The organism is Fodinicurvata fenggangensis DSM 21160, from assembly GCF_000686045.1.
In the GTDB taxonomy this organism is placed as follows: Bacteria; Pseudomonadota; Alphaproteobacteria; order Kiloniellales; family DSM-21159; genus Fodinicurvata; species Fodinicurvata fenggangensis.
The window spans coordinates 233,874-259,142 of record NZ_JMLV01000001.1 but is presented as its reverse complement, the minus strand read 5'-3'; the positions used below and the strand labels follow the sequence as shown (position 1 = coordinate 259,142).

The window sequence follows — 25,269 nt, the reverse complement described above, 5'->3', positions numbered from 1 at the left end:
GTCAGCCCGCAAGTTGCGTCAGCGCCGAATCAAGTGAAAGCTCCTGGCGCTCACCTGTGGCCCGGTTCTTCAACTCCACGACTCCTTTCTTCAGGCCCCTGGGTCCGATGGTCATTTGCCATGGCAAGCCAATCAGATCCATGTCCGCAAACTTGGCGCCTGCGCGCTCTTCACGATCATCGTAAAGGACATCCAGTCCGGCTTCCTTGAGCCGTGCATAGGCATCTTCGCAGGCATTCGTGCAATCTTCGTTGTCCACTTGAAGGTTGATCAGCCCGACATCAAAGGGGGCAACAGACGCCGGCCAGATAATGCCGTCATCATCATGACTGGCCTCGATGATACCGCCGACCAGACGCGAGACACCGATGCCATAGGATCCCATGTGGACAGGGGCTTCCTCCCCATCACGGGTGGCATAGAAGGCACCCAGGGGCTCGGAATACTTTGTCCCGAAATAGAATATGTGCCCCACCTCGATACCACGGCCTTCATAGCGCCGTTCGGACGGAACATCCGCTTCAAAGGTCGCAGGGTCGTGCTTCTCGTCCGTGCGTGCATAAAGGCGTGTGAAATAATCGACCACTTCGGCCGCCTGAGTGGTGTTGCTGGCATCAATGTCCGTACCAAGCACATCGTATTCCACAAAGTTCCTGTCGCAGAAAACCTGGCTCTCTCCGGTTTCGGCCAGAATGATGAACTCGTGACTGAGATTGCCGCCAATCGGCCCCGTATCCGCCTCCATGGGAATAGCCTTCAGACCCATGCGGGCAAAGGTCCTGAGATAGGCCACGAAGAACTTGTTATAAGATTCTCTGGCCGCTTCATAATTCGGATCAAAGGAATAGGCATCCTTCATCAGGAATTCCCGGCCGCGCATGACGCCAAATCGCGGGCGCACTTCGTCACGGAACTTCCACTGGATGTGATAAAGCAGCTTGGGCAGTTCCCGATAGCTGCGGACCGAGTGCGCAAAGATATCGGTGATCAGTTCCTCATTGGTCGGACCATAGAGCATGTCCCGGTCATGGCGGTCGCGAATGCGCAGCATCTCAGGGCCGTAATCATCGTAACGCCCGGACTTCTCCCATAACTCGGAAGACTGGATGGTCGGCATCAGCATTTCCTGACAGCCAGCGCGGTCCTGTTCTTCACGGACAATCTTTTCGATATTGCGCAGGACTCGATACCCCAGAGGCAACCATGAGTAGATTCCAGCGGAAGATTGCCGGATCATGCCCGCCCGCAGCATCAACCTGTGGGAGGCAATCTCCGCTTCCTTGGGGGTATCTTTCATAGTCGGCAGGAAAAAAGCTGATCGGCGCATGAATTGCCTCGGTAAGTGTGAGCCGGATAATGAAGACCGTGGACTGATTGCAGCGGAGAGTAGGCAAAGCCCAAGGCCTTGTCCATGACTTCGCCGGATCAGGAAAACAACAAATTCAGGCCGCCTGCTTCATTGCGGCCTGCGCCAGCTTGTCCAGCAATTGGCGGACACCCTTCATCCTGTCCCTCGGCTCTTCCCAGGCCCGGCGATAGACAAGCTTGTGATCCGGGCGCAACTGTATCTTACCAGGATTACGTTCGATGAAGTTAACCAATGCACCCGGATTGGCAAAGCTGTCTCCACGAAAGGAAAGAACGGCCCCCTTCGGTCCTGCGTCAAGTTTCTCGACTCCAGCATCGCGACAAAGCTGCTTGATAGCTATGATTTCAAGCAGGTTCTCCACTTCCTCGGGCAAGGGTCCGAAGCGGTCGATCAACTCCGCCGCAAAAGATTCGATTTCGCTGCGATCCACAAGAGTTGAGAGTCTGCGATAGAGTCCCATGCGTACGTGCAGGTCACTGACGTAGTTCTCCGGAATCAGGACAGAGGTCCCCAAGTTGATCTGGGGCGTCCAACTGTCCTCGCCCATTGATTCCGGCTGTATATCTTCCTGTCGAGACCGGGCCGCCGCCACAGCCTCTTCCAGAAGCTGCTGATAGAGTTCGACCCCGACTTCGCGTACATGACCGGATTGCTCCTCGCCCAACAGGTTTCCGGCACCGCGAATATCCATGTCGTGGCTGGCCAGGGTAAAACCGGCCCCCAGGGTATCCAGGGTCTGCATGACCTCCAGGCGCTTTTCCGCCGTCTTGGTCAGTATCCGGCCCTGCGGCAAGGTCAGATAGGCATAGCCTCTCTGTTTGGAGCGCCCCACCCGGCCGCGAAGCTGATAAAGCTGCGCCAACCCGAACATGTCGGCCCTGTGAATGATCAGGGTGTTGGCAGCGGGTATATCCAGACCGGATTCCACAATGTTGGTCGACAACAGCACGTCATATCGGTGGTCGACAAAGGCCGACATCACCTCTTCCAGCTGTGTGCCCGGCAATTGCCCATGAGCAACACCGATACGCACCTCGGGCACCAATTTCCTGAGTCGCTCCTCGACACCAGCTATATCCTCAAGTCGTGGACAGACATAGAAGCACTGTCCGCCGCGAAAGTGCTCGCGCAGAATCGCTTCTCGAATGACAACGGAGTCATAGGGCAGGACAAAGGTTCTGACAGCCAGGCGATCCACTGGAGGTGTAGCAATCAGGCTCATCTCCTTAACGCCCGACATTGCCAGTTGCAGGGTGCGCGGGATTGGCGTGGCCGTCAGGGTCAGGACGTGAACCTCGGCCCGCAATTCCTTCAGCCGCTCCTTCTGCTTCACCCCGAAGTGCTGCTCTTCATCGATGATGAGCAGGCCCAGATCCTTGAATCCAACGGACTTGCCCAACAACGCATGCGTTCCGACAACAATGTCCAGGGTGCCGTCCTTCAGGTTCTGGCGAACCTGGGCCGCTTCCTTGCTGCCGGTCAGCCGTGAGAGCTGGCCAATGCGAACCGGCAGCCCCGCAAAACGTTCCTTCAGTGTTTCGTAATGCTGGCGTGCCAGAAGTGTCGTCGGCACAACCACCGCCACCTGCCTTCCCGACATTGCAACGATGAAGGCAGCGCGCAGGGCAACCTCGGTCTTGCCGAAACCCACGTCTCCGCAAATCAAGCGATCCATTGGTTTGCCGCTGCCCAGATCGTTCAGCAGGTCTTCAATAGCGCGCAGCTGGTCATCTGTTTCCGGATAGGGGAAACGGGCACAGAATTCCTCGTAGAGGCCTTCGGGGGGATTCATGGTTTCGGTCTGCTTCAATTCCCGCTCGGCTGCCACTGCGATAAGGTGATCGGCGGTTTCCTTCAGCCGCTCCTTGACCTTGGCCTTGCGTGCCTGCCAGTTGCCATGGCCCAGGCGGTCGAGCTCGGCCACCGTGTCTGCCGAGCCGTAGCGGGAGAGCACTTCGATCGATTCGACAGGCACATAAAGCTTGTCGCCACCGTGATAGACGACTTTCACGCAATCATGGGGCGCACCACCTACATCCAGTGTCTCCAAGCCTTCATAACGGCCGATGCCATGATCCACATGCACCACGTAATCGCCAGCGTGGAGGGTTGAAACTTCTGTCAGGAAATTGTCGGAACGGCGTTTCCTCGTCTTCGAGCGGACGATCCGTTCGCCCAGGATATCCGCTTCCGAGATGACCGTCAGGTCGCCAAACCCAAATCCCTTCTCCACACCCAGGGCAACAAGCGCAGCCTGTTGTGCTGGAAGGCTCTGGGCTTCCTGCCAATCAGAGACAGGCGCCACACGCGTTAGTCCATGCTCCTTGAGAACCGTGTGCAGGCGATCGCGGGATCCTTCGCTGTAGCCGGCAATAAGAATCTGTCGCCCGGCCTTCTGTTCCTGACTGACGAACTGTGCCAGGGCCTTGTAGAGAGACCCTTCCGAATCCTTGCGCTCTGCAGTGAAATCAGCTGGCCGCCGTCCCCCCGCATCAACAACGCGCCGGTCTTCATCGGAAGGCTGGTCGAAAGGTGTAAAGAACAGACTGGGCCGGGCCTCGACAATCTGATCCCATTCAGAGGCGGTCAGGTAGAGTCTATCGGGCGGCAGGGGGTGGTAGGGGGCACCGTCCAGCTGCTCCTGCCCTTCCATCTGCCGGCGTGCGTCATAGAAATCCTGTATGGATTCAAGGCGCACATCACGTGCTTCCCCCACCTGAGGGTCAAAGGATAGAGGCGCATTCGGCAAGTAGTCTGTCAGGCGCTCCAGCTTTTCGTAAAAAAGCGGTAACCAGTGTTCCAAGCCAGGGTGGCGGCGTTGTTCGCTGATTGCCTGATAGAGAGGATCTTCACTGACTCTTGCTCCGAAGGCCGATCGGTAGCCACTGCGAAAACGTTCGGCCGTATCTTCGTCAAGAACGACCTCGTTGACTGGAAGCAGCGTTAGAAGGTCAGACTTGCCAGTTGTCCGCTGGGACAGCGGATCGAAGACACGAATGCTTTCCAGTTCATCGCCAAAGAAATCCAGACGCAGCGGGTTTTCCTCACCGGCCGGGAATAGGTCGATGATGCCGCCGCGCAAGGCATATTCACCAGGCTCCGCCACGGTTTCCACGCGTTGAAAGCCATTCTCGTTAAGGAAGGCCGTCAAGTGTTCGGGAGGGAGACTCTTGCCGGGACGTGCCGACAAAGTACGCCCCTCGAACAGATCGCGCGGCGGAAGGCGCTGCAAAAGCGCATTGACTGTTGTGAGTACGATTTCAGGCGGTTTGTCCGAAATCAAACGGCTCAAGCCAGCTATTCGCTGGGAGACTATATCCCTGTGTGGGCTGACCCTGTCATACGGCAGACAGTCCCAGGCCGGTACGGACAGAATATCCAAATTCGGCGCAAAGAACGACAGCACCTCGGCCAAGCGTGCCATGCGCGCATCATCCCGGCAGACATGAAGCAGCGGCACCTTCTTGCTGGCGGCTTCTTCCAAAAGGCGCAGCAGAACACAGGCATCCACGCCTTCCGGTACATTTCCAAGCGTGCTCCGCCCGGGTGTTTTCAGGAGATCTTCTCTCAATTTCAATCCAGTTGCGGCTTGTACTCGAATTGGCGCATCATCTGCATGACATCGTGGTTGAGTTCGTCCGGAGGCTCCGCCCGGCCGGTCATCCAGGCATAGAGGTCCGGATCACTTTCCAGGAGCAGCTCTTCGTAACGTGAAAGCTGCTCGGCATCCAGTTCCGCAAGCCGCTTATCGGCAAAGCTTCCCACCAGCAAGTCCATTTCCCGAATGCCACGATGCCAACTGCGAAACCGCAAACGCTTGCGCTTGGTTTCAAGGTCCTCGGTGTCTTTCATTTTGTGCTTCCCTTCGCTCCGGCTAGGATATAGGCCGTCAGAACCGCAATGTCAGTGAACAATCAAGCACCACACCAGCATCGTGCGCCCGGATATCCTCAATCCCCTCTTCGCGGAAACAGAAACACTGCCCGGTGTTGGTAGCCGTGTCGCCAAGCTGTTCGCCAAACTGGCCGGCAACAAACTGATCGATCTCTGTTGGCTATTGCCCAGCAATGTAATCGACCGCCGCTACCGTCCTAAGCTTCAACAAGCAGAGCCCGGACATGTTGCAACCCTGAAGGTGACCGTTGCTGCCCATCGTCCAGGAGCCAACGCCCGGCATCCCTATCGCATCGACTGCCATGATGAGACAGGGGAACTGGAGCTGGTCTTCTTCCATGCCAGGGAAGATTATCTCAAGCGCATTCTGCCGATTGGAGAAACACGACTGGTTAGCGGAAATCTGGACAGCTTCCATGGGCGCCTGCAGATGGCACATCCGGATTTCATCCTTCCTCCAGAAGAACAGGCACGCCTGCCCCTGGTCGAGGCAATCTACCCCTTGACGGCAGGCCTCAAGCCCCGTGTTGCGGCCAATGCCATCCGGGAAGCCGTTCAACGGGCACCAGACCTTCCGGAATGGCAAGATCCCGCCTATCTGCAACGTCAGGGCTGGACCGCATGGAAAGCTTCACTGCAAAAGGCCCATCACCCAGAGAACAGGGAAAACCTCTCACCGCTGGCCCCGGAACGCTCAAGGCTGGCTTATGATGAACTGCTTTCAAACCAGTTGGCGCTGGGTATCATTCGCCTGAACCAGAAGAAATTGGCTGGAATCGGCAGGAAGGCACCAGGACACCTGGCCGAAAGGGCTGTATCAACGCTGCCGTTTTCCCTGACCCACAGCCAACAGGTGGCACTCGGCGAGATTCGCGCAGACCTGGCCGATGAGAGCCGCATGCTTCGCTTGCTGCAGGGCGACGTGGGTAGTGGCAAGACACTGGTGGCCCTTTTGGCCATGCTGGACGTTGTTGAATGTGGTTACCAGGCCGCCCTCATGGCCCCGACTGAAATTCTGGCACGCCAGCATTACAAGACCATTCAGCCCTTGGCGGACGCTGTTGGCATCTCGACGGTCATCCTTACAGGACGCGACAAGGGCAAGGCACGCGCCGCTCTGCTTGAGCAGCTCGAAAACGGTGAAGCGCAACTTGTCATCGGCACACACGCATTGTTCCAGGAAACGATCAAGTTCCACAGTCTGGGAATGGCCGTTATTGATGAGCAGCATCGCTTCGGTGTGCATCAACGTCTGTCCCTGGCCGGCAAGGGAAAGGCAATCGATACCCTGGTCATGACGGCGACCCCTATCCCTCGCACGCTGCTGCTGACCAGTTATGGCGACATGGAGTCCTCGCGACTGACTGAGAAGCCGCCCGGACGCCAGACGGTGGACACCCGCACGCTTCCACTGGAACGCCTGCCTGAAGTGGTGCAGGCCGTTGGGCGCGCATTGAGCAGGGGCGCACGCGTCTATTGGCTGTGTCCCCTCGTGGAAGAATCCGAGACGAGTGATCTGGCTGCGGCTGAACAACGTTTTGAAACCCTTGAGCAGGCATTCCCTGGCAAGGTTGGATTGGTTCACGGAAGGATGAAGGCCGCCGAAAAAGACGAGGTCATGCTGGCTTTTTCGGAGGGGCGCCTCCTCGTTCTTGTCGCAACGACCGTGATCGAGGTTGGCGTCGATGTCCCCGAAGCCACGGTCATGGTGATAGAACATGCCGAACGCTTTGGCCTGGCCCAGCTGCACCAACTGAGAGGACGTGTGGGACGCGGGAGCGGGAAATCCACCTGCCTCTTACTGTATCAAGCGCCTTTGGGTGAGGTGGCCAGCGAACGATTGCGTGTTCTCAGGGAAAGTGACGACGGCTTCCACATTGCGGAGGAAGACTTGAAATTGCGGGGATCCGGCGAGATTCTGGGCACACGCCAAAGCGGCTTCCCCGAATTCCGCCTGGCTGACCCAGCCGCTCACGCAGATTTGCTGATGGCAGCGCGCGACGATGCCAGCTTGATCCTTCAGCGTGACCCTCAGCTTGAATCAGAACGGGGCAAGGCCCTGCGCGTACTACTCTATCTGTTTGAACGCGACAGTGCCGTTCGGTATCTGCGCTCCGGCTAACCTGCTTCAACCGACAGCCTGAGGATGGCCTTCGGGTAGGTTTTCTTCCGTTTCCGGTTCACCACGATCAGGCGGCACAACCAGACCGCCAGAAACAACCATCTTCAAGCCTTCCTCGACCGTCATGGTCAAGGGCCTGACCTCGTCCTTGGGCACGAACATGAGGAATCCGGATGTGGGGTTCGGGGTTGTCGGCATGAAAACGTTAATGACGTTGGCCTCGGTCAGTCCCTGCACCTGTCCTTCGGTCTTGCCCGTCAGGAAACCAATCACCCAGGAACCGCGACGTGGATACTGAAACAGGACGCATTCCCGGAATGCATCCGATTGGCTGGCCAAAATGGTTTCCACAATCTGGCGCAAAGCTCCATAGATACTGCGTATCACGGGCAGACGTCCGAAAATCCAGGACGCTGTCCGCAAAACCGCACGTCCGATTATGCCGGCACCGAACATGCCGATGATGGTCAGACCAACGATGGCCACCAGCAGCCCGATTCCAGGTATCTCGGGAAAGCCGACAGGCAGATAATGCGTGGGCTGCAGTTCCAGGGGAATCATCGGCTTCACTCTGCCATCAACGAAAGTAATGATCTCCCAAACCAGCCAAAAGGTAATTACCACAGGTGAGGTCACCAGCACCCCGGTCAGGAAGTAGTTCCGCAATCGCGCTGCAAAACCCAAGCCAGCCGCCTTGACGGTCTTTTGCTCCTTGAACATTTCCGGCAAGGAGCGAGGCTCTCCGCGCGGCGGTACGACAATTCCTCCGGAAATGACAAGCTTGAGACCTTGTTCGACCGTCATGTCCAGGTGATGAACCTCATCCTTTGGAAGGAAAAGCAGGAAACCCGTTGTCGGATTGGGCGTGGCCGGTACGAAAACAGAGACAACTTCTCCCTCCGTCAACCGCTGGACCTCGCCTGTTGTTTCCGAAGTCACGAAACCAATTGCCCATACACCCTGATAAGGATATTCCACCAGAACGACATCTCGAAAAGCGCGTGAATTCTGGGCAAGAACCGTCTCGAAAACCTGTTTCAAAGAGCCATAGATACTGCGGACAATAGGTACTCTGGCCAACAGGTTCTCGCCAGAGTCCATCAGGGCACGTCCGACCAGACCGGCGGTGAACATGCCGATGAACGTCAGAAAAATCAGAACCAATAACAGCCCCAGCCCAGGAACCGAGAAAGGCAGATAGGTGTCTGGATTCCAATCCGCGGGCACCAGGGGTCGTACGCGTGTATCGAAAAAATCGATAACACCCCAAGCAATCCAAATCGTGATGGCGATGGGCGCCGTAAGCAGAACTCCCACCAGAAAATAGTTCCGCAGCCGTCCTATGAAACCGCTATGAGGCGCGATCTTGGACAGGGGATCATCTTCGGGGTGGGAGTCAGATTCTTGCGATTCTTTTGGACCGGGCTTTTTCGCCATTCATTTTCCCAGTGCAAAACAGGTGCCTAGCCACTGCTCATCGCAAACTGGCCGGAAGTAGTACAGGGAACCCTTGCTTGTGTCTTCCTTTTCACAAGACGGACAGGCACACACAACAATCTGCCCTGCTTCGGAAAACCAAGGATACATACATCAGTCGACTAGGCTGCCATCAAGGCAGGAGAATGGCAACCTGACTTGGCGCGAAGCAATTTCGATTTTGCATTTTCTAGGCATTCCCTTGCGAGACTTGCTTCGCAAGGATTGGTGCGGCTGAGTGGACTCGAACCACCACGGTGTTTCCACCACAGGTACCTGAAACCTGCGCGTCTACCAATTCCGCCACAGCCGCGACGCTCAAGGCTCCGAGCATGGGCTCGGAGGGTAGGCCCTTCTTTCACTCCATCGACCCCGGCTCTGTCAAACCCTTTTTGCGGGTTCCTGTAGCGGGACAAAAATTTGGTGCGGCTGAGAGGATTTGAACCTCCACGGGGTCTCCCCCACAGCGACCTCAACGCTGCGCGTCTACCAGTTCCGCCACAGCCGCACGTCCATTTTTCATCAAGCGGCAAGCCGTTCGATGGTGGCGACTAATTAGCGATCTTGGCGCCAAAGCACAAGAGCAAGAAACGCTTTTTTACATCTGCCAAGGAGTGTCTGGCAGCATCCTCTTCCAGATGCTATTCAAGCTGTCATGAAGAACCTGGTTCTATACCTTCTCCTGGGCTTCCTGCTGTTGCTGGCCTGCATTATCGGCATCTCCACCTGGACCAACCTGGGGGACGTAAGTCTGGGCACCCACGGGTGGATCGCCCTGACCGGAGGCGTCGTCCTGACTCTGCTGGTGGGGGGCGGCCTCATGGCTCTGGTGTTCTACAGCAACCGCAGCGGTCACGACACGCGACATCATGAGCAGGCACGTGAGCAGAGTCCCGAGCCTGAGCCGGAACAGGACGACAGGCACTCCCGCGACTAGACTCGGCACGACCGTATCCTTGGTGATTGAGCCAAACTGATAGAGCTCCCCCGCGTTCCGCGAAGAGCCGTTATGCAAGCTTGTGAGAGCTCAGGCAATTGCAGGCAAGCTCTATCCATTCTAGCAATAGAAGGCTGCAAGGGTTTCTGAACCACTATAACAAGGCAGTCCACTGCCCCAGTACGGGAAAGACCGATCGTCAACCCACACTCACCAGCTATCGGACGACTTCGTCGCATCATTCTCAGCGCTTCTGGCCTAGCCTGCGTGGCAACGACTGTGGCAGACGGACTCTTCAATCTTGCAGGCGCCGAGTCACTGGCCGCTGTTTCCTTCTTGATCTTTGTGCTGACCGCCCTGCCCGGCAGCCGCAAAGCCCCTTACATCTATATCGTCACGAGCGCCGCATTGATCATCCTTGGCTGGTTCCAGGAGCAGGATGGCTGGACCTGGGCCGTTGAAGCCGGTGCACGTGGTGCGCTCATTGCGTCGCTGTTTGCCGTCATGGCTCTGCTGAGCGCCGTGGCCGAATACTCCAGGCTGATCGCGAACTGTGGGGATGTCATCGTCCATCAGCCGCCCGGGCGCCGGTATATTGTGCTTTCCGCCGGCGGGCACTTGATTTCCCTGCTTCTCAGCATCGGTGCGATGAGCCTGTTGGGCGAACTGGTGCACCGCGCCCTGGCCTCCCATGAGGACCAGGGCACAGCCGAGGAGATCGAGCGTCGTCGCCTGATTCGCAGGCGGCGCATGATTACCGCAGTCCAACGCGGCTTTGCGACGATATCGGTCTGGTCACCGCTGTCGGTCTCCTTTGCCGTGGTCATGGCAAGCTTGCCGCAAACCGATACCACGGCCTTCATTCTGAGTGGTTTCAGCCTGGCCATGCTGACCCTGTTGTGGGGCTGGGTCCTTGACCGTCTGACCAGTCCCCGCCCACGTCCCGGCTCAAGTCCCGGTGCCCCGAAAGAAGGACGCTGGATCGATTTCCTGCCCCTGCTGGGCCTTGTTGCCGCAATATTCATCATGGCCTTTGGCCTGTCGGAACTCTTCAACTCTGCGATTATCGTGGGCGTCATTGCCTCGATACCCTTCCTCGCACTCGCCTGGCTGATGCGACAGTCACGTGCAGCCACTCACATCCCTTTGGAACGACAAGAGGACCCCGAGCACGGGCACAGCTATACGCTCAGCACCCTGCGTCGTTATCTGTCACGCCTCCTGCCCAGCCAGAGGTCCGAAATCGGTGTCAGTGGCAACACGGCTGCTTTGGGCGTCCTCCTGGCCTTTGCGATCCCTAACGACTGGCTGGTCGGTGTTGTCGATCTTTTGCCGCGCCCCCTCACTCTGGCCGCTTCAATCTGGATGGTGATCCTGTTGGGACAGTTGGGCCTGAACCCCATCATCACGACAACTCTGATCGGAACGGCCCTGGCTGAAACAACACTGCCGGGCGCCAGCACTCTGCCCGCAGCCTTGGCCCTGTCATCGGGCTGGTGCATGGCGGTTGCCAGTTCCCCCTTCACGGCAGGCGTCCTGGTTGCTGCTCGCTACGGTAATGTCGGTCCCTGGGTCATCGGGCACCGCTGGAATCTGCTTTTCTGGATCACTGCGAGCACTGGCCTTGGCCTGACCGTAGGCACAATGGAAATCATCATCAATGGGGCACACCCCTGAATAGCCATAAAGCACGGGAGACACAGCAATGAAGATCGCCATACTCGGCGCAGGTGCGATGGGATCCATTTACGGAGCATTGCTGGCCCGCAATGGAAACGACATCTGGCTCATCAACCATTGGGCAGAACACATGGAGGCTGTGCGTGAATCCGGGCTCCAAGTCTCAGGCGCTACAGGAAACTGGATTGCGTACCCAAAGGCCACCACAGATACGGCAGAACCTGGCGCTTGCGACCTTGTAATTGTTGCCACGAAGACACGCGACCTGGAATCGGCTTTGGCCGATGTCGCCCCCTTGCTACAGGAACATACGGCCGTGCTCTGTGTGCAAAACGGCCTCAATGCACCACGCATTGCCGAGGAAATCGTTGGACGCGACCGTGTCCTTCTGGGAATTGCCGGGGGATTTGGTGCATCCATTCCTGCTCCTGGGCATGTCGAACATACCGGATGGGAGATCGTGCGCATCGCCGCACGCAACCCGGAGAAGTTTGCATTGGCCCGAAAGGTGGCTCAGGTCTGGAAAGACGCCGGTTTCAATGCCGAGGCTGATCCCGACGCCAACCACATGATCTGGACCAAATTGATCTGTAACTCCGCCTACAGTGCCATCTGCTGCGTCACAGGGCTTCTGATCGGCGAGGTTGCCGATGATCCGCACGCCCATCAGGTCTCTGCTGCCTGCGCACAGGAAGCTTGGCAGGTTGCGCTGGCTTCCGGCGTGAAACTCGACTTCGACGATCCTGCCAAGTATGTGCGCGCCTTCGGACACAAGATTCCCGGTGCACGTCCTTCAATGCTGCTGGACCGACTGGCCGGTGATCCCAGCGAAGTGGACGATATTAATGGTTCTGTCGTCGAGGAGGGCAAGCGACTGGGCATCGCCACGCCGGTCAACGCAACCCTGGTAAACAGCATTCATGCCATGGAAAGGCATGACCTTCGCCCATCCCGCAAGAACAGGCAGCCCGTCTTCACGGGCTGAAGGAACGACCTGATATGCGCGGTCTCGGCGTGATAGCAGGAACCATTGGCGTTCAGACGGTCAGCACAATGGCCACAATGATCCTGCCTGCTATCGCTCCCCTGGCCGCACACGCCCTGCAGGTGGATGCTGCCCTGATTGGCCTGCAGGTCAGTCTTGTCTATGGCATCGCCATGATCGCCAGCCTGTTTGGAGGACCGATGGTGCGAAGCCTGGGAGCCTGTCGCACCAGCCAGATCGGCCTTCTATTGGTGGCAGCCGGCTGTCTCGTTGCCTTCTTGGCTACCATTCCCCCCATAACCCTGCCCGCCCTGGCAGTTGCTTCCATCCTGTTGGGCATGGCCTATGGGCTGCCGAACCCCGCAGCAGCGCATCTGCTGATGCGTTTTACGGAACCGGAGAAACGCAACATGATCTTCTCCCTCAAGCAGACGGGCGTGCCGCTGGGTGGCATGCTGGCCGGTCTGATCGGGCCTGGCATGGCCGAGTGGATGGGATGGCAGGCACCGGTCATGCTTAGCGCGCTGCTGGCCGTGGTCCTGGCAGTTGCGATTCAACCCTGGCGCCGCTTATGGGACAGCGACCGTGCAAGCACCGGCAAGGCCCCTAAGCTGCCCATAGAGGCTATCCGCCTTGTCTTTGGACAGCCTGCCCTGCGCCTGCTGTCCCTCTCGGCCTTTCTGCTAGCTGGCATACAGCTTTGTATCGTCACTTTCCTCGTCGTGATCCTGGTCGAGGACCTGGGGTACAGTCCAATCCATGCCGGCATTCTTCTGGCTTCGGTACAGGTGGCGGGTGCCATCGGACGCATCGGATGGGGTATGCTGGCAGACCGCTTTGGAAATGGGGCGGGAACCCTGCTGGTCCTGTTGACCTTGCTGGCCGTCACGGCGCTCGCCGTAACCCAGATCACGGCAGATACCCCGGCCAGTCTGACAACAGGCATCTTCCTTATGTTGGGCGCCACGGGAATCAGCTGGAACGGAATCTTCCTTGCAGAGGTCGCCCGTCGCGCACCGGAAGGGCGCGCCGGAGATGTAACCTCCGCAGCTCTTTTCCTTACCTACATGGGCGTGTTGGTGGGGCCGGCCCTTTTCTCGGCCGCAGGCCGCCAACTCGACAGCTTCCTGCCGCTTTACGGTGCCCTTGCTGCTGCCGCCATCCTCGCCTTCGCGATGGTCCGCGCCGCCCAGAGAAGAGGCGGGCACAAGGACTGATCCATTGTCCTTGTGCCCGCCACGTCTGTCTGCAAGAGCAGCCGTCCGCCACATTCCGGTGCAGACCGCCGGCCGCATTTCATGCTCGACTGACAAACCAGACGTTCATGGGATCGTGCGGCAGGACATGGCGCTGAATCTCTCGGAATCCAGCGGCTTTCAACATCGCTTCTGCGGTCTCCCACCCCCACATGGTGCCCAGTCCCTTACCACCTTGCCCCAGCGAGACCGGCATGCAATGCACACAGGAAACAGCATAGAGCAGCGATGCCATTGGAAAATCCAGGTTGTTCTCCAACCTGGCCGATCCGCCAATGTCCTGCATCAGATAGATACCGCCAGGTTTGAGCGCATCATGCAGGCTCTGGATCAGGGCTTGCGGATCCTTCTGGTCATGCACGGCATCGAAGGAGGTGATGAAGTCAAAACGCGCCTTTTCGTCGTACCCCGTCAGGTCGCGAACTTCGAAGCGAACGTTCTCCAGCCCCTCTTTCCCTGCTACGAAGCTGGCATGGTCAATGGCATCTGCGCAAAGGTCGTAGCCCAAGAAACGGCTGCGGGGGAATTGCCTTGCCATGGCAGTCAGGGCCGAGCCTCGTCCACAGCCGGCATCAAGGACGTCGATTCCTTCTTCCAGGCGCGCTTCCACACCCTCGGCCAGTGGCAGGATTGTATCGAACAGCTGTCCCGTAACAGTCTGGTTGCTGTCCTCCGCCATGATCTGATGAAAGCAGGGATAATCCCCATAGACCATTCCTTCACCGCTGTGGAACCTGTCCAGAATTTCCTCCTGCATTGCGCCCATGATGGCCACATGCTGTCCATAGACCGCCAGGTTGCCCAGAACCGCATCACGCGTCAGGCACGCGGCATGTTCTGGCAGAAGATGGTAGCTTTGTGTCTGCGGCTCATAGGTTACCAAACCTCCGGTCACCATGACTGCCAACCATTCCCGGACATAGCGCTCGGCCATGCCGGCACGTTCTGCGATTTCTGCACTGCTTGTTGGCGGCAAGCCGGCCAGGACATCGAAAAGGCCGGCACGATGGCCAATCGAGATCATGACGGACACCGCCCCTGCGTTGAGCAGGCCCATTATGCGTTCGGCAAAAGCCTCTGCCTGCCCCTGGTCCGGAGCAATGAAGTTAGTTACTGCGGAAGACATCTTCTTTCCTTTCTTTGCATGAAGACAGCGCGTGACATACGCCCGATGTCCCCCTTCCACGAGGGGCTCAATGGACAGGAACAGGGCCTTTGTGCCATTGTTTTCCATGCATGCGCGCAAGACTCATCCACCGCTGACCGTCAGTCTTCTTGCACTGCCGGAGACGACGCCGGCTATCCTCTACAGCCTTTATGAGGTCTTCCTCTCCGTGGGTGTAACCTGGAGCGAACTGACAGGTGAGCGGAGCGATGTCCGTCGCATGGCGCCGCGGATCGTGGCCGCGACCAAAGACCCCTTCATCTCGGCTATAGGCCTTCCAGTCACCCCTCAGGCAACGCTCGACGAGGTTGATGTGAGCGACCTTGTCGTCGTGACTGATCTGGTATTTCCGCCAGGACAGTCCCCCAGGGGACGCTGGTCGCTGGAAACCGCGTGGGTTCGCGATCAGTTCACGAATGGAGCCATGGTGACTTCGGTGTGCACCGGCTCTCTCTTCCTGGCCGAGGCCGGCCTCTTGGACGGGCAACCCGCCACCACGCACTGGAGCGCTGCGGAAACCTTTCGCGCGAGCTATCCCGAAGTCGAGCTGGCAGCCGAACGCACTCTCTGCCCCGCTGGTACGGAACATCGCCTCGTAACCAGTGGAGGGGCTGCCGCGTGGGAGGATCTGGCACTCTATCTGATCGCGCGCTTCTGTGGTGAGGCCGAAGCCTTGCATATCGCCAAGATTTTCGTTCTCGGCGACCGCAGTGAAGGCCAGCTCGCTCATGCGGCTATGACCCGGCCACGCAAGCATTCGGATGCCGTAATTGCCGACTGCCAGTCCTGGATCGCGCAGAACTATGTGGAATCACATCCCGTCAGCCGCATGATTGAACGTTCCGGTTTGGCACAACGTACTTTCAAACGCCGCTTCCAGGCGGCCACAGGCTACACCCCGGTCGACTACGTTCAGGCCCTGCGGATTGAGGAGGCAAAGCAGTTGCTGGAAACGGGGGACCTCTCAACTGAAGAGGTTGCACACGCTGTCGGATATGAAGACCCCGTCTACTTTCGCCGCCTCTTCAAGCGACGAACCTGCACAACGCCAGCCAGATATCGGAAACGATTCCAAAGACTTGTGCGTGGGGATAGTCCAAACTGATTCTTCAAATAAATTTTATTGATTTTTGCCATGAATTGTATACTACTAATAACTGTATAGTTATTATCTCGCTATGAAAAGCTGTTCAGGGCTGCGCCATGGACCCTTTCTTGAGCTATGATCTCTATTTCACGGCGCAGGCTTGGATACTCGCCCTCTTTGTGCTGGCCGCCCTGATCCAGTTGATTTCAGCCATCGATGATCTCGCGATGGACCTGATGGCACTGGCCTGCAAAGCCGGCTTGAAGCCCGCAGAGAATTGCCACAGCCACAATCTGCACAAGCTCCTTTCCCAGAGAATTCCTGAAAAACCTCTGGCCATAATGATGCCGGCCTGGAAGGAAGCGCCGGTTATCCGGAAATCAGTGACCCAGCTTTTGAGTGTTGTTTCCTATGGGAATTTCCGGATCTTTATCGGTTGTTATCCAAACGACCCCGCTACCATCAGTGAAGTCATGGATCTTGCCGAGACATACTCGAATGTCGAGATGGTTCTCCTCCCGCATGATGGAGGGACGAACAAGGCTGACTGCCTGAACCATATCTACAGCGCCATAAATTCTCATGCCACCGTAGCTGAGCAGCCATTTGAAGCCTTTATCCTGCAGGATGCAGAAGACGTGGTGCACCCTTACGCATTTCGCGTCTGCAATTATTTTCTGGATCATTATGATGTTGTGCAGTTACCGGTGGTTGCCTTGCCGCGCGGCTGGTTCGACCTGACCACCGGGCACTACCAGGATGAATTCGCTGAAATGCACGCCAAGGAGCTGGTTGCTCGCGCCGCGTTCAGCGGGCTGGTACCAGGCGCAGGAGTGGGAACGGCTTATTCAGCCACCACCCTGTCTCGACTTGGCGGCGACGAGGACGTTTTTCGCAATGGCTCCCTGACCGAAGACTATGACCTCTCCTTCAGGCTGCACCAGACCGGCGCCCGCTTTTGCTTCCCGCGTGTATACGACAGGCAGCAGCAAGGCATTGGTACACGTCACGACCTTGTGGCTACACGCGAATACTTTCCCGACAGTTTCTACCGCGCGGTACGTCAAAAATCCCGATGGACTATCGGCATAGGACTGCAGGGCTGGTCGCAACTTGGTTGGACAGGTTCTTTCTGGCTTCGCCATCAGCTTTGGCGAGATCGCAAGGCACTTCTTTGCGCTCATGCAGCACCCGTCTCATACGCCGCCATGCTTCTCCTGCTATGGCAAAAGCACATGGAAGCGCAACTTGGCTATACGCCTCATGCGTTTCTCCCTCCCAGTCAACTCATCTGGATACTGCTCCTCGCCAACCTGGGCCTGATGATCTATCGGCTCGTGCTGCGCGGCTATTGGACCTGGAACCTCTATGGTTGGGGAGCCTTGCTCACTCTTCCTCTGCGCTATGGCTGGAGTGTTGCCATCAACTACTCCGCACTGCTTTGGGCCAACGGGCAGTACTGGTGGTCTCGTCTTCGCGGCAAGCCCCTCACCTGGGTCAAGACAGATCATAGCTTCCCGGATGAAACGATCCTGAAAGGCAAGTCCCCGCCACCCACACCAGGAAAGAAGCAGCCATGAAATGCATGACTGTAGCCTTCGCGTCTGCCGTGGGCAGAAGCCTGTTGCTTGCCTTTATCCTGTTGGTTTTCTACAGCCTGCTGACACTGGAGTTCAGCACGGCATCCTCTCAGTCGAAAACCAAGCGTTACCTACGCATTCATGGCGCAGACGTTCTGGAAATGAAGTTGGAGACACACCCTGGCGCCAGCAGTGACGACATTCTCCTCCGGCATCTTTCCGAACATCGCGCAACCTCCTCACCCTGGAAAGAGATGCTTTATCTCTACCAGGCACAACGTACCGATGGTCTGATTGAGAAGCTGCAGGAACAAGACCAGGCGCGGCTCATAGCAGCGAGCTATGAACAAAATCCAGCCAACCCTCTTCTCCTCTACCGGAACCTCCTGCGTTCAATCGCCAATGAGGAACACAGGACCGCTATAGAACAAAGCCAACAGCTTCTCGCGATGGTACCGCAATTCGGTCCCGCAGCCCGGATTGCTGCAAGACTGCTGAATAAGGCACACAGCAAGAATGATCAGGTTGTCCCCGACCTTTACCAACAATCTCTTTCAGCATGGCAAAGTCCCAAGGATTTCAACGACAGTTTATTGGAATTGTTCCGCATCTTGCGTTCGCAGCAGAGGGATAGGGATGTCGTCAGGATTCATGCTCAGATAGGTGATAACGTTTCCATTTCTCCCGCGCATGAACTGGTCGTGGCCTACAGTCATTTGGCCCTCGGTCAGCAGGAGCAGTCCCACAAGCTCTTCAGGACCGTGGCACAGTCCGAGAAAACGGCAGACAAGACGGCCAGACAAGCCCTCTTCATGCAGGCCGTCATCCGCGAACAACAAGGACGCTTCACAGACGCACTTCTGATCCTGACTGGCAGCACTGCGGAAGCACGTTTTCATTCAGCCTTGCCACACGAGCTCCATCGAAAAGCCAGCATGGTCGGCCACCTTGCGGACAAGCTGGACGCCAAGACTGTTGCTCCAGTCTATTTCACCAAGGCAACGGCGATTTTGCCAGGACCTACAAGTACAGCGACTCTTGTGGCTTCTCTTGCCCAAAGCAATGAAGCCAACCAGGCTTTGAACATTCTACTCTCAAGAACCAGCCGCCAGAGCTGTTGGCAGGAAGCTCGCAACATCAATGACTGCATGATTCAACTTGCCTCCAGCACTGCGGCAGAGACCGCTCAACCAGCTCTCAAACGGCTGCTCCTTTCCCCTGAAGGGCGCAAGCAGCTTCTCGACATTGCTCATGGTCTGCGACGTAGCAAAGAGTTCCTGGCGGCTTTGTCCCTTTATGGCCAATTGGGAGAGACAGCTCCAAACCGTGAACTGCGCAAGGTTTATCTACAGGAGAAGGCCATCACCCATGCGCAAGCTGGCCAGCATCAAAGCGCCGCACGTTCCTATCTTGATGCGCATGAGCTCTCACCTGACCCGCAAAGTTGGCTTAAAGCCCTTCGCGCCAGCCACCGCATCAAGGACTGGGAGGCCCTCAAACACCTCTTTGGACAGGAGGAAAAACCGCAGAAGGTCTCACGACAGATCCAGGCACTGGCATGCAGAACCCAAGCCGAACTTGGAAAACTCGACTCTGCCTTTGCCTGTTATCACGGCTTTGCAAAACAGAACCCTCGCGCCGCTCAGCTTATTCGTGAAGGTGTAAGTCTTGCTGACAGCCATGACCGGCCGGAAACGGCAATTTCCCTCCTGGAGCTTATCAAGGTCAGGAAAAGCCCGGAGGAATTACTCGACCTTGGCTACAGGTATGCCGCCATCAAGTTTACTGAGAAGGCCGAAACCAACTTCCAACTGGCCTACCGGAATGGCGCTCTTGCCGAAGCCGGTCTTGCTTTTGCCCTGTCGGCACTGAAACGCGGCCGTATTGCCCTGGCCGAATCCTACCTGCAGGAACTCCAGGATGCGCCCGATTTATCACGAACGGACCAAAGGCTGCTGAATGCCAGTCTTGCGCATATCCATGCTGAAAGTGCAAACCACCGGAAGGCCGTCCATTACTGGCAAGAGGCGCTTGCTTATAACGACAATCCCGAATTCAGGGTCAAGCTTTCCTACTCTCTCCTTCAAATCGGCAAGCTCAATGACAGCTGGAAGCATCTTGAACGTGTTGAAGCAGATGAAATCACAGGACGCTTCAGGGGACTTTATCATGACTTGCAAGCTGACCATGCGTTTCACAGAGGCGACTCCAACCTGGGGTTGATTCATCGCAAATATGCCCTTGATCTCGAAGCAACAGCAGCTCGCTATCTTGCGCTGGCAAATGCCCTGAAGCAGGCGGACCAGCTTGAGGAAGCGCTCTATTACCTCAGCCAGGCCGAAACCGCTTTTCCGGGGAAAACCGACTTCAAGGTTGAGCAGGCCTATTTGTACAGCAAGCAGAAGGACGATGCGAAAGCAGCCAAGGTCCTAGAAGAGGCCCTTGTGCAAGACCCATATTATCCGGGAGCCCGAGCAAACCTGGCCTTCACCTATCTGCGTCTCGGTCACACGGAACAGGCAGGCCAAGCCTTCCGCCGAGCCATGGATGAAGGTAACTATGCCGTCATTGAGACCGCGAAGACTGACGGAGCCTCGCCCCGTTCTGTCCTTCAGGGCCAACACAGGGAAATGGACCGCCCGTACTCTCTAAGTCTTACAAACGGTTTCTGTTTTCCCAGAGGCAGTGCCTGCCGACGCCTGCTCAATCCATTTGGTGACAGCCACGACCTTTCCTACGGTCAGCTTGCAATGAGCTGGCGTCCCCTGGGTGGGAGCGGCTTGCACCGCTGGTCCCACCTGTTCGAACTCACCGCACGCCTGTATTGGAGTAACAGCCCTGGCTTAAGCATAATGAACTCCGAGTCCGCCCAAGCGGCACTGGGGATCAGAACCTACCCTTTCCCCGGGAAGAACTATTGGCTGGGGGCAGAAAGGATATTGCCAATCGGAGACGCTGCAATAAGCGGTTGGTTGCTCCGGGCCGGCTTCTCCGAAAGCCTGGGTGACAACTGGAAGCGTCCGGACCGTCCTTTCCGCTTTTATGCTCACACACATAGTGAAGCTTCTCGCCTTTTCTCCAAGGACGAGCAAACATCCGCCTTTTCCGAAGGGCGTGCCGGCCTGACCTGGCAGCCAAACCGGAAACTCATGTTTCTACCTTTTGGTTACGTCCGCGGTGGTGGACAGATTACCCAATCCTCTGAGCGGCGCCGTGAGGAATATGAGCAGGAAAACACCCGCACTGTCGTCCTTTACCCTGATACGACGGGCGACGTCTGGATCGAAGGCGGAATGGGATTGTCCGCGCGTTGGCGTTTCAATCATGACCGCTACAATGGCTACCTTTCGCAGGGCGAAACACTTCTGCGCCTGGGCCGCGATCTCCACACCACCTGGAGTGATCCCGCAACTCGTTTCTCGCTGCTTTTCAAGGTCAGCTTCTGATGAAGGCCATAGCCGGTTTCTTCCTGCCTTGCCTGGTGCTCTTCCATGCCAGCATGAGCATTGCGGAAGACTGCCCCTACTTCTTCCAGGAAACCTTCCTGCAACCCACCACAAGCCAGTCCAAGTGGGACGACGAACGCTGGGACAGCCTATTTCATGACTGGCAGCGCCTGGGCATTCAACGCGTCGTCCTGCAGTGGTCACGTTATGGGGATACCAGTTTCCATGCCTCCAATTCCCCGACAGGACCGGAAACCCTTGTCGGCAAGCTATTCAAGGTGGCGGAGAACAATGACATCGAGCTTGTCCTGGGACTGAAGTACGACCCGGATTTCTGGGGACGAATCTCAGGTGGACTCCAACATCGATCCGTCTACTTCGAACAACGCGCCATGGAGCGGCGCCTTCTGATCGATGAACTCACGGAACTGGCAAAACAGGACAGTTTTGCTGGGTGGTACATAGCGGATGAGGTCGACGATCTGAATTGGCGTGGAGATGGTCGACAGGAACAACTGATCGCTTACCTTTCCCGAGCTGTCAGGCAGATCCGGCAGAGCTCGGAAGCTCCGATCAGCATCTCGGCCTTCTCCAATGGAAAGCTGCCCAGCAGGCAATGGGCAGACTTCTGGAACGACGTACTAAATGCCAGCGGTATCGAGCAACTCTACTTTCAGGATGGACTTGGTGCGGACAAACTCAATCGTGAGGAACTGAAACTCTATCTCGATGCCCTCAAGACCGCCCTGTCAGCGAGTAACAAGAAGCTCACGGTTATCTCTGAACTGTTCCGAATGCAGGGAGAGTCCGGCTTTCAATCAGCCGACTGGGGCTGGGTGAAAGACAATCTCTCGCTGGTCCGGGAAATCGATCTCGAGGCCTCTGCCTTCGCCTTTCATCCCTACCTCGATCCAAAGGAAGGGGACGCCGCAAAACAGCTATATGAGCAGTACAGGAACGCGCAATGGCTCTGTACTGAGACCAGACCGCAACTGGATTCCGCTGATCTCAAGGAGCTTCCTCAGGAAGACCGACAGCCTCGAGCAGGCCTTTCTGGCGCCGATCCAGAACTTCGGAGTCGAAATCCTGAATGATTTCATGAAACAACTGGTACCAGTTTATCTCGGCTTTCAAGTGCATGAAGACCGATCCCAGTCCAATGGCGGCACGGTCCATCAGGACGAACTCTCGTGGCGGCTTCACGCCACCAAGTCGGCGCAACTCCTTGTGCACCTGCCCCACTGTCTCCGCACCCTTGGCCCCACCGGGGTCATCCAGGATGGGCTGGGACCTGTCCTCCAGTAGCGGCCTGTAGACGAACTTTGCCCAGATGTTCAACGCTTCCAGAAGGTCGGGACGGTCTCCCACATCCTTGAAGCCCCAGGTCTGATAGGCCGATATCGCCAGATCCCGGTCATTGTCATGAAGGGCGTGATAGAGGTCGATGACCCCCTTCACGAAGGAGGCGTCGAAAACACGGATACATCCGAAGTCCAGCAGGTTGATACTGCCGTCCTCGCGAACCGTGTAATTGCCCAAATGCGGATCCCCATGGATCACGCCGTAGTAATAGAAAGGCGTATACCAGGTGCGAAACATGTTATAGGCAACCTGGTTGCGTAGCTCCTGGTCTGGATGGGTCTCGATGAAATCCATCAGGGACTGCCCTTCCAGCCAGGTCATGGTCAGCAGGCGCCGGGTTGTCAGGTCCAGGAGCGGCTCTGGCACATGCACGGTCTTCTCTTCCGCCAGCATGCGCCGGTAGAGTTCCATGTGCTTGGCCTCGCGCTCGTAATCCAGCTCCTCACGCAAGCGATCTGTCAATTCGTGATAGATGTCCGAGGTATCGATGGCCTTGTCGTACTGGCGATAGACGCGAAAGGCCCACTTCAGTTGCGCCACGTCCGCTTCCACAGCCGAGGCCATGTCCGGATACTGCAGCTTGCAGGCCAGCTTACGATCATCCTTCTCCGCGCGATGCACCTGCCCCAGTGAGGCAGCCGCCGCAGCCTCCTTCTCGAAACTGTCGAAACGCTTTTCCCAGCCGGACCCCAGTTCGGTACGCATGCGCCGGCGCACGAAAGGCCAGCCCATAGGCGGAGCGTGCGACTGCAGCTGCCGCAACTCCTCGGCATATTCCCGCGGCAGGGCCTCGGGAATGGTGGCCAGTATCTGCGCCGCCTTCATCAGCGGACCCTTCAGGCCCCCCAGGGCTGTCTTCAGGCCTTCGGAATGCTGCTGCCGGTCGATCGGGCGGTTGAAGACACGCGCGCCGGCCAACTGGGCCGCAAGCATGCCCACTTCGCCACCGACCTGGGCATAACGCCGCCAGCGACGGGAAAAGCGGGGATCCTCATCCTCGAAAGACCTGTCGTCTTCTTCATCTGTCATATGAAAAAGTTTCCGTTCCACCTGAAAGCACAGACATATTGAAGCGGAAATTCTCAGTCATCGAGGCTTTCCAGTTCGTCGATCATCCCCTCGATCACCGAAAGGCCCTTCTGCCAGAAGGCCGGATCGGAGGCATCCAGACCGAATGGCGCCAACAGCTCCCGATGCCGCTTGGTGCCTCCGGCACGCAGCATGTCCAGGTACTTTTCCGCGAAGCCCTCATCGGCCTGCTGATAGACGGCATAGAGCGAATTCACCAGGCAGTCGCCGAAGGCATAGGCATAGACGTAGAAGGGTGTATGGATGAAATGCGGGATGTAGGACCAGAAGATGCGATAGTCCTCGTCCAGGTCGAAGGCCGGGCCAAGGGCCTCGCGCTGGGTTTCCATCCAGATGTCGGCCAGATCCTGCTGTGACAGCTCGCCTCCACGTCTCCGGTCATGGACGCGGGTCTCGAAGTTATGGAAGGCGATCTGTCGCACAACGGTGTTCAGCATGTCCTCCACCTTCGAGGCCAGCATGGCCTTGCGCTTCGCCGGATCCCAGGTGGAAGCCAGAAGCGAGCGGAAGGTCAGCATCTCGCCGAACACGCTGGCCGTTTCCGCCAGGGTCAGGGGCGTGTCGGCCATCAACGGTCCCTGCGGCCCGGCCAGCACCTGGTGCACGCCGTGACCCAGCTCATGCGCCAACGTCATGACATCCCGGACATGGCCCTGGTAGTTCAGCAGCAGGTAGGGATGGGCCGCCGGTACGGTGGGATGGGCAAACGCCCCCGGCGACTTGCCCTGGCGGGCCGGCGCGTCGATCCAGTCCTGTTCGAAGAAGCGCTTGCCGACGTTGGCCAGGTCATCCGAAAAGGCGGCATAGGCGTTCAGGACCGTGTCCTGGGCTTCTTCCCAGGGAATGATTCGCTCGTCGGTTTCCGGCAGCGGCGCATTGCGATCCCAGAAGGCCAGCTTGTCCAGGCCCAGCCACTTCGCCTTCATGGCATAATAGCGATGGGACAGGCGCGGGAAGCTCTCCGTGGCCGCAGACACCAGGGCATCCACCACCTCGTCCTCGACGAAATTGGCCAGGTTGCGTGAGGAGACGGGACGCGCGAACCCGCGCCACTGATCCTCGATCTGCTTGTCCTTGGCCAGCGTGTTGGTGATCAGGGCGAAGCTGCGCTCGTTTTCCTTCAGGCCGGCCGCGAAGGACCGTGCCGCGCGCTCGCGAAGCGCTCGATCCGGGGAACTCAGCTTGTCCAGGATTTCCGTGCTGGACAGGGCTTTGCCGTCCAGTTCGAAACGCAGATCGGCAAAGGTCTCGTCGAACAGCCGTGTCCAGGCGGCCCGACCCGTTATGTGCTTCTCGTGCAGCGTGCGCTCGACTTCGTCGCTCAGCTGATAGGGCTGATAGGCACGTAAATCGCGCAGCCAGGGTTTATAGTACGACAGCCGTTCGGAGGACTCGAGCATCGACTGAATCTGTGAGTCCGAAAGGCGATTCAGCTCCAGCTCGAAGAAGAGAAGATGACTGGAGATATCCGTCGCCCGCTCCTGCATGGACTGATAGAAACGGCCGTTCTCGCCGTCCGTCATGTCCGCGGCGTAGACCAGCTGGGCATAGCTCATGATGCGCCCCAGCTTTTCCTGGATGTCTTCGTAAACCTCGATCGCATCGCCCAGCTGATCGCCGGTCAGGGCTGCAAGACGCCCGGCATGACCCGCTTCGAAATTGTGTGCTTTCTCATCGGCCTCAGAAAGATCCCGCTTCAGTTCTGCGCTGTCCTTGCTGGGATAGAGGTCGTTCAGGTCCCAGACCGGCAGCTGTCCCAGGTTCTGGCTTTCGACGGTCGAATTCTGTGCTTTACTCATGAACGTTGTTCTTTTCCTGCCT

Annotated in this window: 16 protein-coding genes and 2 tRNA genes; 9 read left to right on the top strand and 9 right to left on the bottom strand. The window is 57.5% G+C overall.

Features of this window, described 5'->3' with window-relative positions:
* Position 1 precedes the first annotated feature (1 nt).
* The 3 genes from proS to BP38_RS0101200 all read right to left on the bottom strand — a co-directional run bounded on the left by proS (position 2) and on the right by BP38_RS0101200 (position 5,221).
* Positions 2–1,327: a proline--tRNA ligase gene (gene proS / locus BP38_RS0101210; protein WP_026986226.1), complete on the bottom strand. Its 1,326-nt coding sequence runs from the start codon at positions 1,325–1,327 to the stop codon at positions 2–4.
* Positions 1,328–1,442: 115 nt separating this feature from the next.
* Positions 1,443–4,946: a transcription-repair coupling factor gene (gene mfd, locus BP38_RS0101205; RefSeq protein ID WP_026986225.1), complete on the bottom strand. Its 3,504-nt coding sequence runs from the start codon at positions 4,944–4,946 to the stop codon at positions 1,443–1,445.
* A complete protein-coding gene (locus tag BP38_RS0101200; protein ID WP_026986224.1) occupies positions 4,943–5,221 on the bottom strand; it encodes an FAD assembly factor SdhE in 279 nt (92 codons plus the stop codon). The genes mfd and BP38_RS0101200 overlap by 4 nt, the downstream gene beginning before the upstream one ends.
* Positions 5,222–5,303: 82 nt before the next feature.
* Here BP38_RS0101200 and recG point away from each other — a divergent pair, with 82 nt between their 5' ends.
* Complete coding sequence (gene recG / locus BP38_RS0101195) at positions 5,304–7,385, top strand: ATP-dependent DNA helicase RecG (RefSeq protein WP_026986223.1); 2,082 nt, start codon at positions 5,304–5,306, stop codon at positions 7,383–7,385.
* 6 nt (positions 7,386–7,391) lie between these two features.
* On the opposite strand, the gene BP38_RS23055 is transcribed toward recG, so the two are convergent.
* The 3 genes from BP38_RS23055 to BP38_RS0101175 all read right to left on the bottom strand — a co-directional run bounded on the left by BP38_RS23055 (position 7,392) and on the right by BP38_RS0101175 (position 9,369).
* Positions 7,392–8,702 carry a DUF502 domain-containing protein gene (locus BP38_RS23055; RefSeq protein ID WP_245602283.1) on the bottom strand — a complete coding sequence of 437 codons (1,311 nt, stop codon included), beginning with the start codon at positions 8,700–8,702 and terminating at the stop codon, positions 7,392–7,394.
* 385 nt (positions 8,703–9,087) lie between these two features.
* Positions 9,088–9,174: transfer RNA gene (locus BP38_RS0101180), tRNA-Leu, on the bottom strand.
* 108 nt (positions 9,175–9,282) lie between these two features.
* Positions 9,283–9,369: transfer RNA gene (locus BP38_RS0101175), tRNA-Leu, on the bottom strand.
* Between the two features lie 147 nt (positions 9,370–9,516).
* Between BP38_RS0101175 and BP38_RS18415 the strand changes: the two genes are divergently transcribed.
* The 4 genes from BP38_RS18415 (at position 9,517) to BP38_RS18410 (ending at position 13,680) form a co-directional block, all read left to right on the top strand.
* The gene (locus BP38_RS18415; RefSeq protein ID WP_051608813.1) at positions 9,517–9,798 is read left to right on the top strand and encodes a hypothetical protein; all 282 of its coding nucleotides are present in this window, start codon (positions 9,517–9,519) and stop codon (positions 9,796–9,798) included.
* A 279-nt stretch (positions 9,799–10,077) separates the two neighbouring features.
* Positions 10,078–11,475, top strand: a complete 1,398-nt coding sequence (locus tag BP38_RS0101165; RefSeq protein WP_026986222.1) for a hypothetical protein — start codon at positions 10,078–10,080, stop codon at positions 11,473–11,475.
* A 28-nt stretch (positions 11,476–11,503) separates the two neighbouring features.
* Positions 11,504–12,463: a ketopantoate reductase family protein gene (locus BP38_RS0101160; RefSeq protein WP_026986221.1), complete on the top strand. Its 960-nt coding sequence runs from the start codon at positions 11,504–11,506 to the stop codon at positions 12,461–12,463.
* 14 nt (positions 12,464–12,477) lie between these two features.
* Positions 12,478–13,680, top strand: coding sequence for an MFS transporter (locus tag BP38_RS18410; RefSeq protein ID WP_051608811.1), 1,203 nt, complete (start codon positions 12,478–12,480; stop codon positions 13,678–13,680).
* Positions 13,681–13,759: 79 nt separating this feature from the next.
* On the opposite strand, the gene BP38_RS0101150 is transcribed toward BP38_RS18410, so the two are convergent.
* A complete protein-coding gene (locus BP38_RS0101150) occupies positions 13,760–14,845 on the bottom strand; it encodes a methyltransferase domain-containing protein (RefSeq protein ID WP_026986220.1) in 1,086 nt (361 codons plus the stop codon).
* A gap of 70 nt (positions 14,846–14,915) precedes the next feature.
* On the opposite strand from BP38_RS0101150, the gene BP38_RS0101145 reads away from it, so the two are divergent.
* From BP38_RS0101145 to BP38_RS0101130, 4 genes are all read left to right on the top strand, one after another.
* Positions 14,916–15,989 (top strand): GlxA family transcriptional regulator, encoded by a 1,074-nt coding sequence (locus tag BP38_RS0101145; protein ID WP_211250213.1) that lies wholly within the window; start codon positions 14,916–14,918, stop codon positions 15,987–15,989.
* A 110-nt stretch (positions 15,990–16,099) separates the two neighbouring features.
* A complete protein-coding gene (locus tag BP38_RS18405; RefSeq protein WP_162175099.1) occupies positions 16,100–17,551 on the top strand; it encodes a glycosyltransferase in 1,452 nt (483 codons plus the stop codon).
* Positions 17,548–20,997, top strand: a complete 3,450-nt coding sequence (locus BP38_RS0101135; RefSeq protein ID WP_026986218.1) for an NfrA family protein — start codon at positions 17,548–17,550, stop codon at positions 20,995–20,997. Before BP38_RS18405 ends, BP38_RS0101135 begins: the two co-directional genes overlap by 4 nt.
* The gene (locus tag BP38_RS0101130) at positions 20,997–22,091 is read left to right on the top strand and encodes a DUF4434 domain-containing protein (RefSeq protein ID WP_026986217.1); all 1,095 of its coding nucleotides are present in this window, start codon (positions 20,997–20,999) and stop codon (positions 22,089–22,091) included. The genes BP38_RS0101135 and BP38_RS0101130 overlap by 1 nt, the downstream gene beginning before the upstream one ends.
* Here BP38_RS0101130 and BP38_RS0101125 read toward each other — a convergent pair.
* Complete coding sequence (locus BP38_RS0101125; RefSeq protein WP_026986216.1) at positions 22,006–23,388, bottom strand: ABC1 kinase family protein; 1,383 nt, start codon at positions 23,386–23,388, stop codon at positions 22,006–22,008. The genes BP38_RS0101130 and BP38_RS0101125 overlap by 86 nt on opposite strands.
* Before the next feature lie 53 nt (positions 23,389–23,441).
* Entirely contained in the window at positions 23,442–25,247 is a 1,806-nt protein-coding gene (locus tag BP38_RS0101120; protein WP_026986215.1) for a M3 family oligoendopeptidase, read from the bottom strand.
* Between the last annotated feature and the right edge of the window lie 22 nt (positions 25,248–25,269).

What these genes read in the sequence shown, in the direction of transcription:
- BP38_RS0101200 (WP_026986224.1), bottom strand. Translation starts at nt 5,221, where the DNA reads ATGAAAGACACCGAGGACCTTGAAACCAAGCGCAAGCGTTTGCGGTTT.
- proS (WP_026986226.1), bottom strand. Translation starts at nt 1,327, where the DNA reads ATGCGCCGATCAGCTTTTTTCCTGCCGACTATGAAAGATACCCCCAAG.
- BP38_RS0101130 (WP_026986217.1), top strand. Translation starts at nt 20,997, where the DNA reads ATGAAGGCCATAGCCGGTTTCTTCCTGCCTTGCCTGGTGCTCTTCCAT.
- BP38_RS0101120 (WP_026986215.1), bottom strand. Translation starts at nt 25,247, where the DNA reads ATGAGTAAAGCACAGAATTCGACCGTCGAAAGCCAGAACCTGGGACAG.
- BP38_RS18410 (WP_051608811.1), top strand. Translation starts at nt 12,478, where the DNA reads ATGCGCGGTCTCGGCGTGATAGCAGGAACCATTGGCGTTCAGACGGTC.
- BP38_RS0101160 (WP_026986221.1), top strand. Translation starts at nt 11,504, where the DNA reads ATGAAGATCGCCATACTCGGCGCAGGTGCGATGGGATCCATTTACGGA.
- BP38_RS18415 (WP_051608813.1), top strand. Translation starts at nt 9,517, where the DNA reads ATGAAGAACCTGGTTCTATACCTTCTCCTGGGCTTCCTGCTGTTGCTG.
- BP38_RS0101145 (WP_211250213.1), top strand. Translation starts at nt 14,916, where the DNA reads ATGGACAGGAACAGGGCCTTTGTGCCATTGTTTTCCATGCATGCGCGC.
- BP38_RS0101135 (WP_026986218.1), top strand. Translation starts at nt 17,548, where the DNA reads ATGAAATGCATGACTGTAGCCTTCGCGTCTGCCGTGGGCAGAAGCCTG.
- BP38_RS0101125 (WP_026986216.1), bottom strand. Translation starts at nt 23,388, where the DNA reads ATGACAGATGAAGAAGACGACAGGTCTTTCGAGGATGAGGATCCCCGC.
- BP38_RS0101150 (WP_026986220.1), bottom strand. Translation starts at nt 14,845, where the DNA reads ATGTCTTCCGCAGTAACTAACTTCATTGCTCCGGACCAGGGGCAGGCA.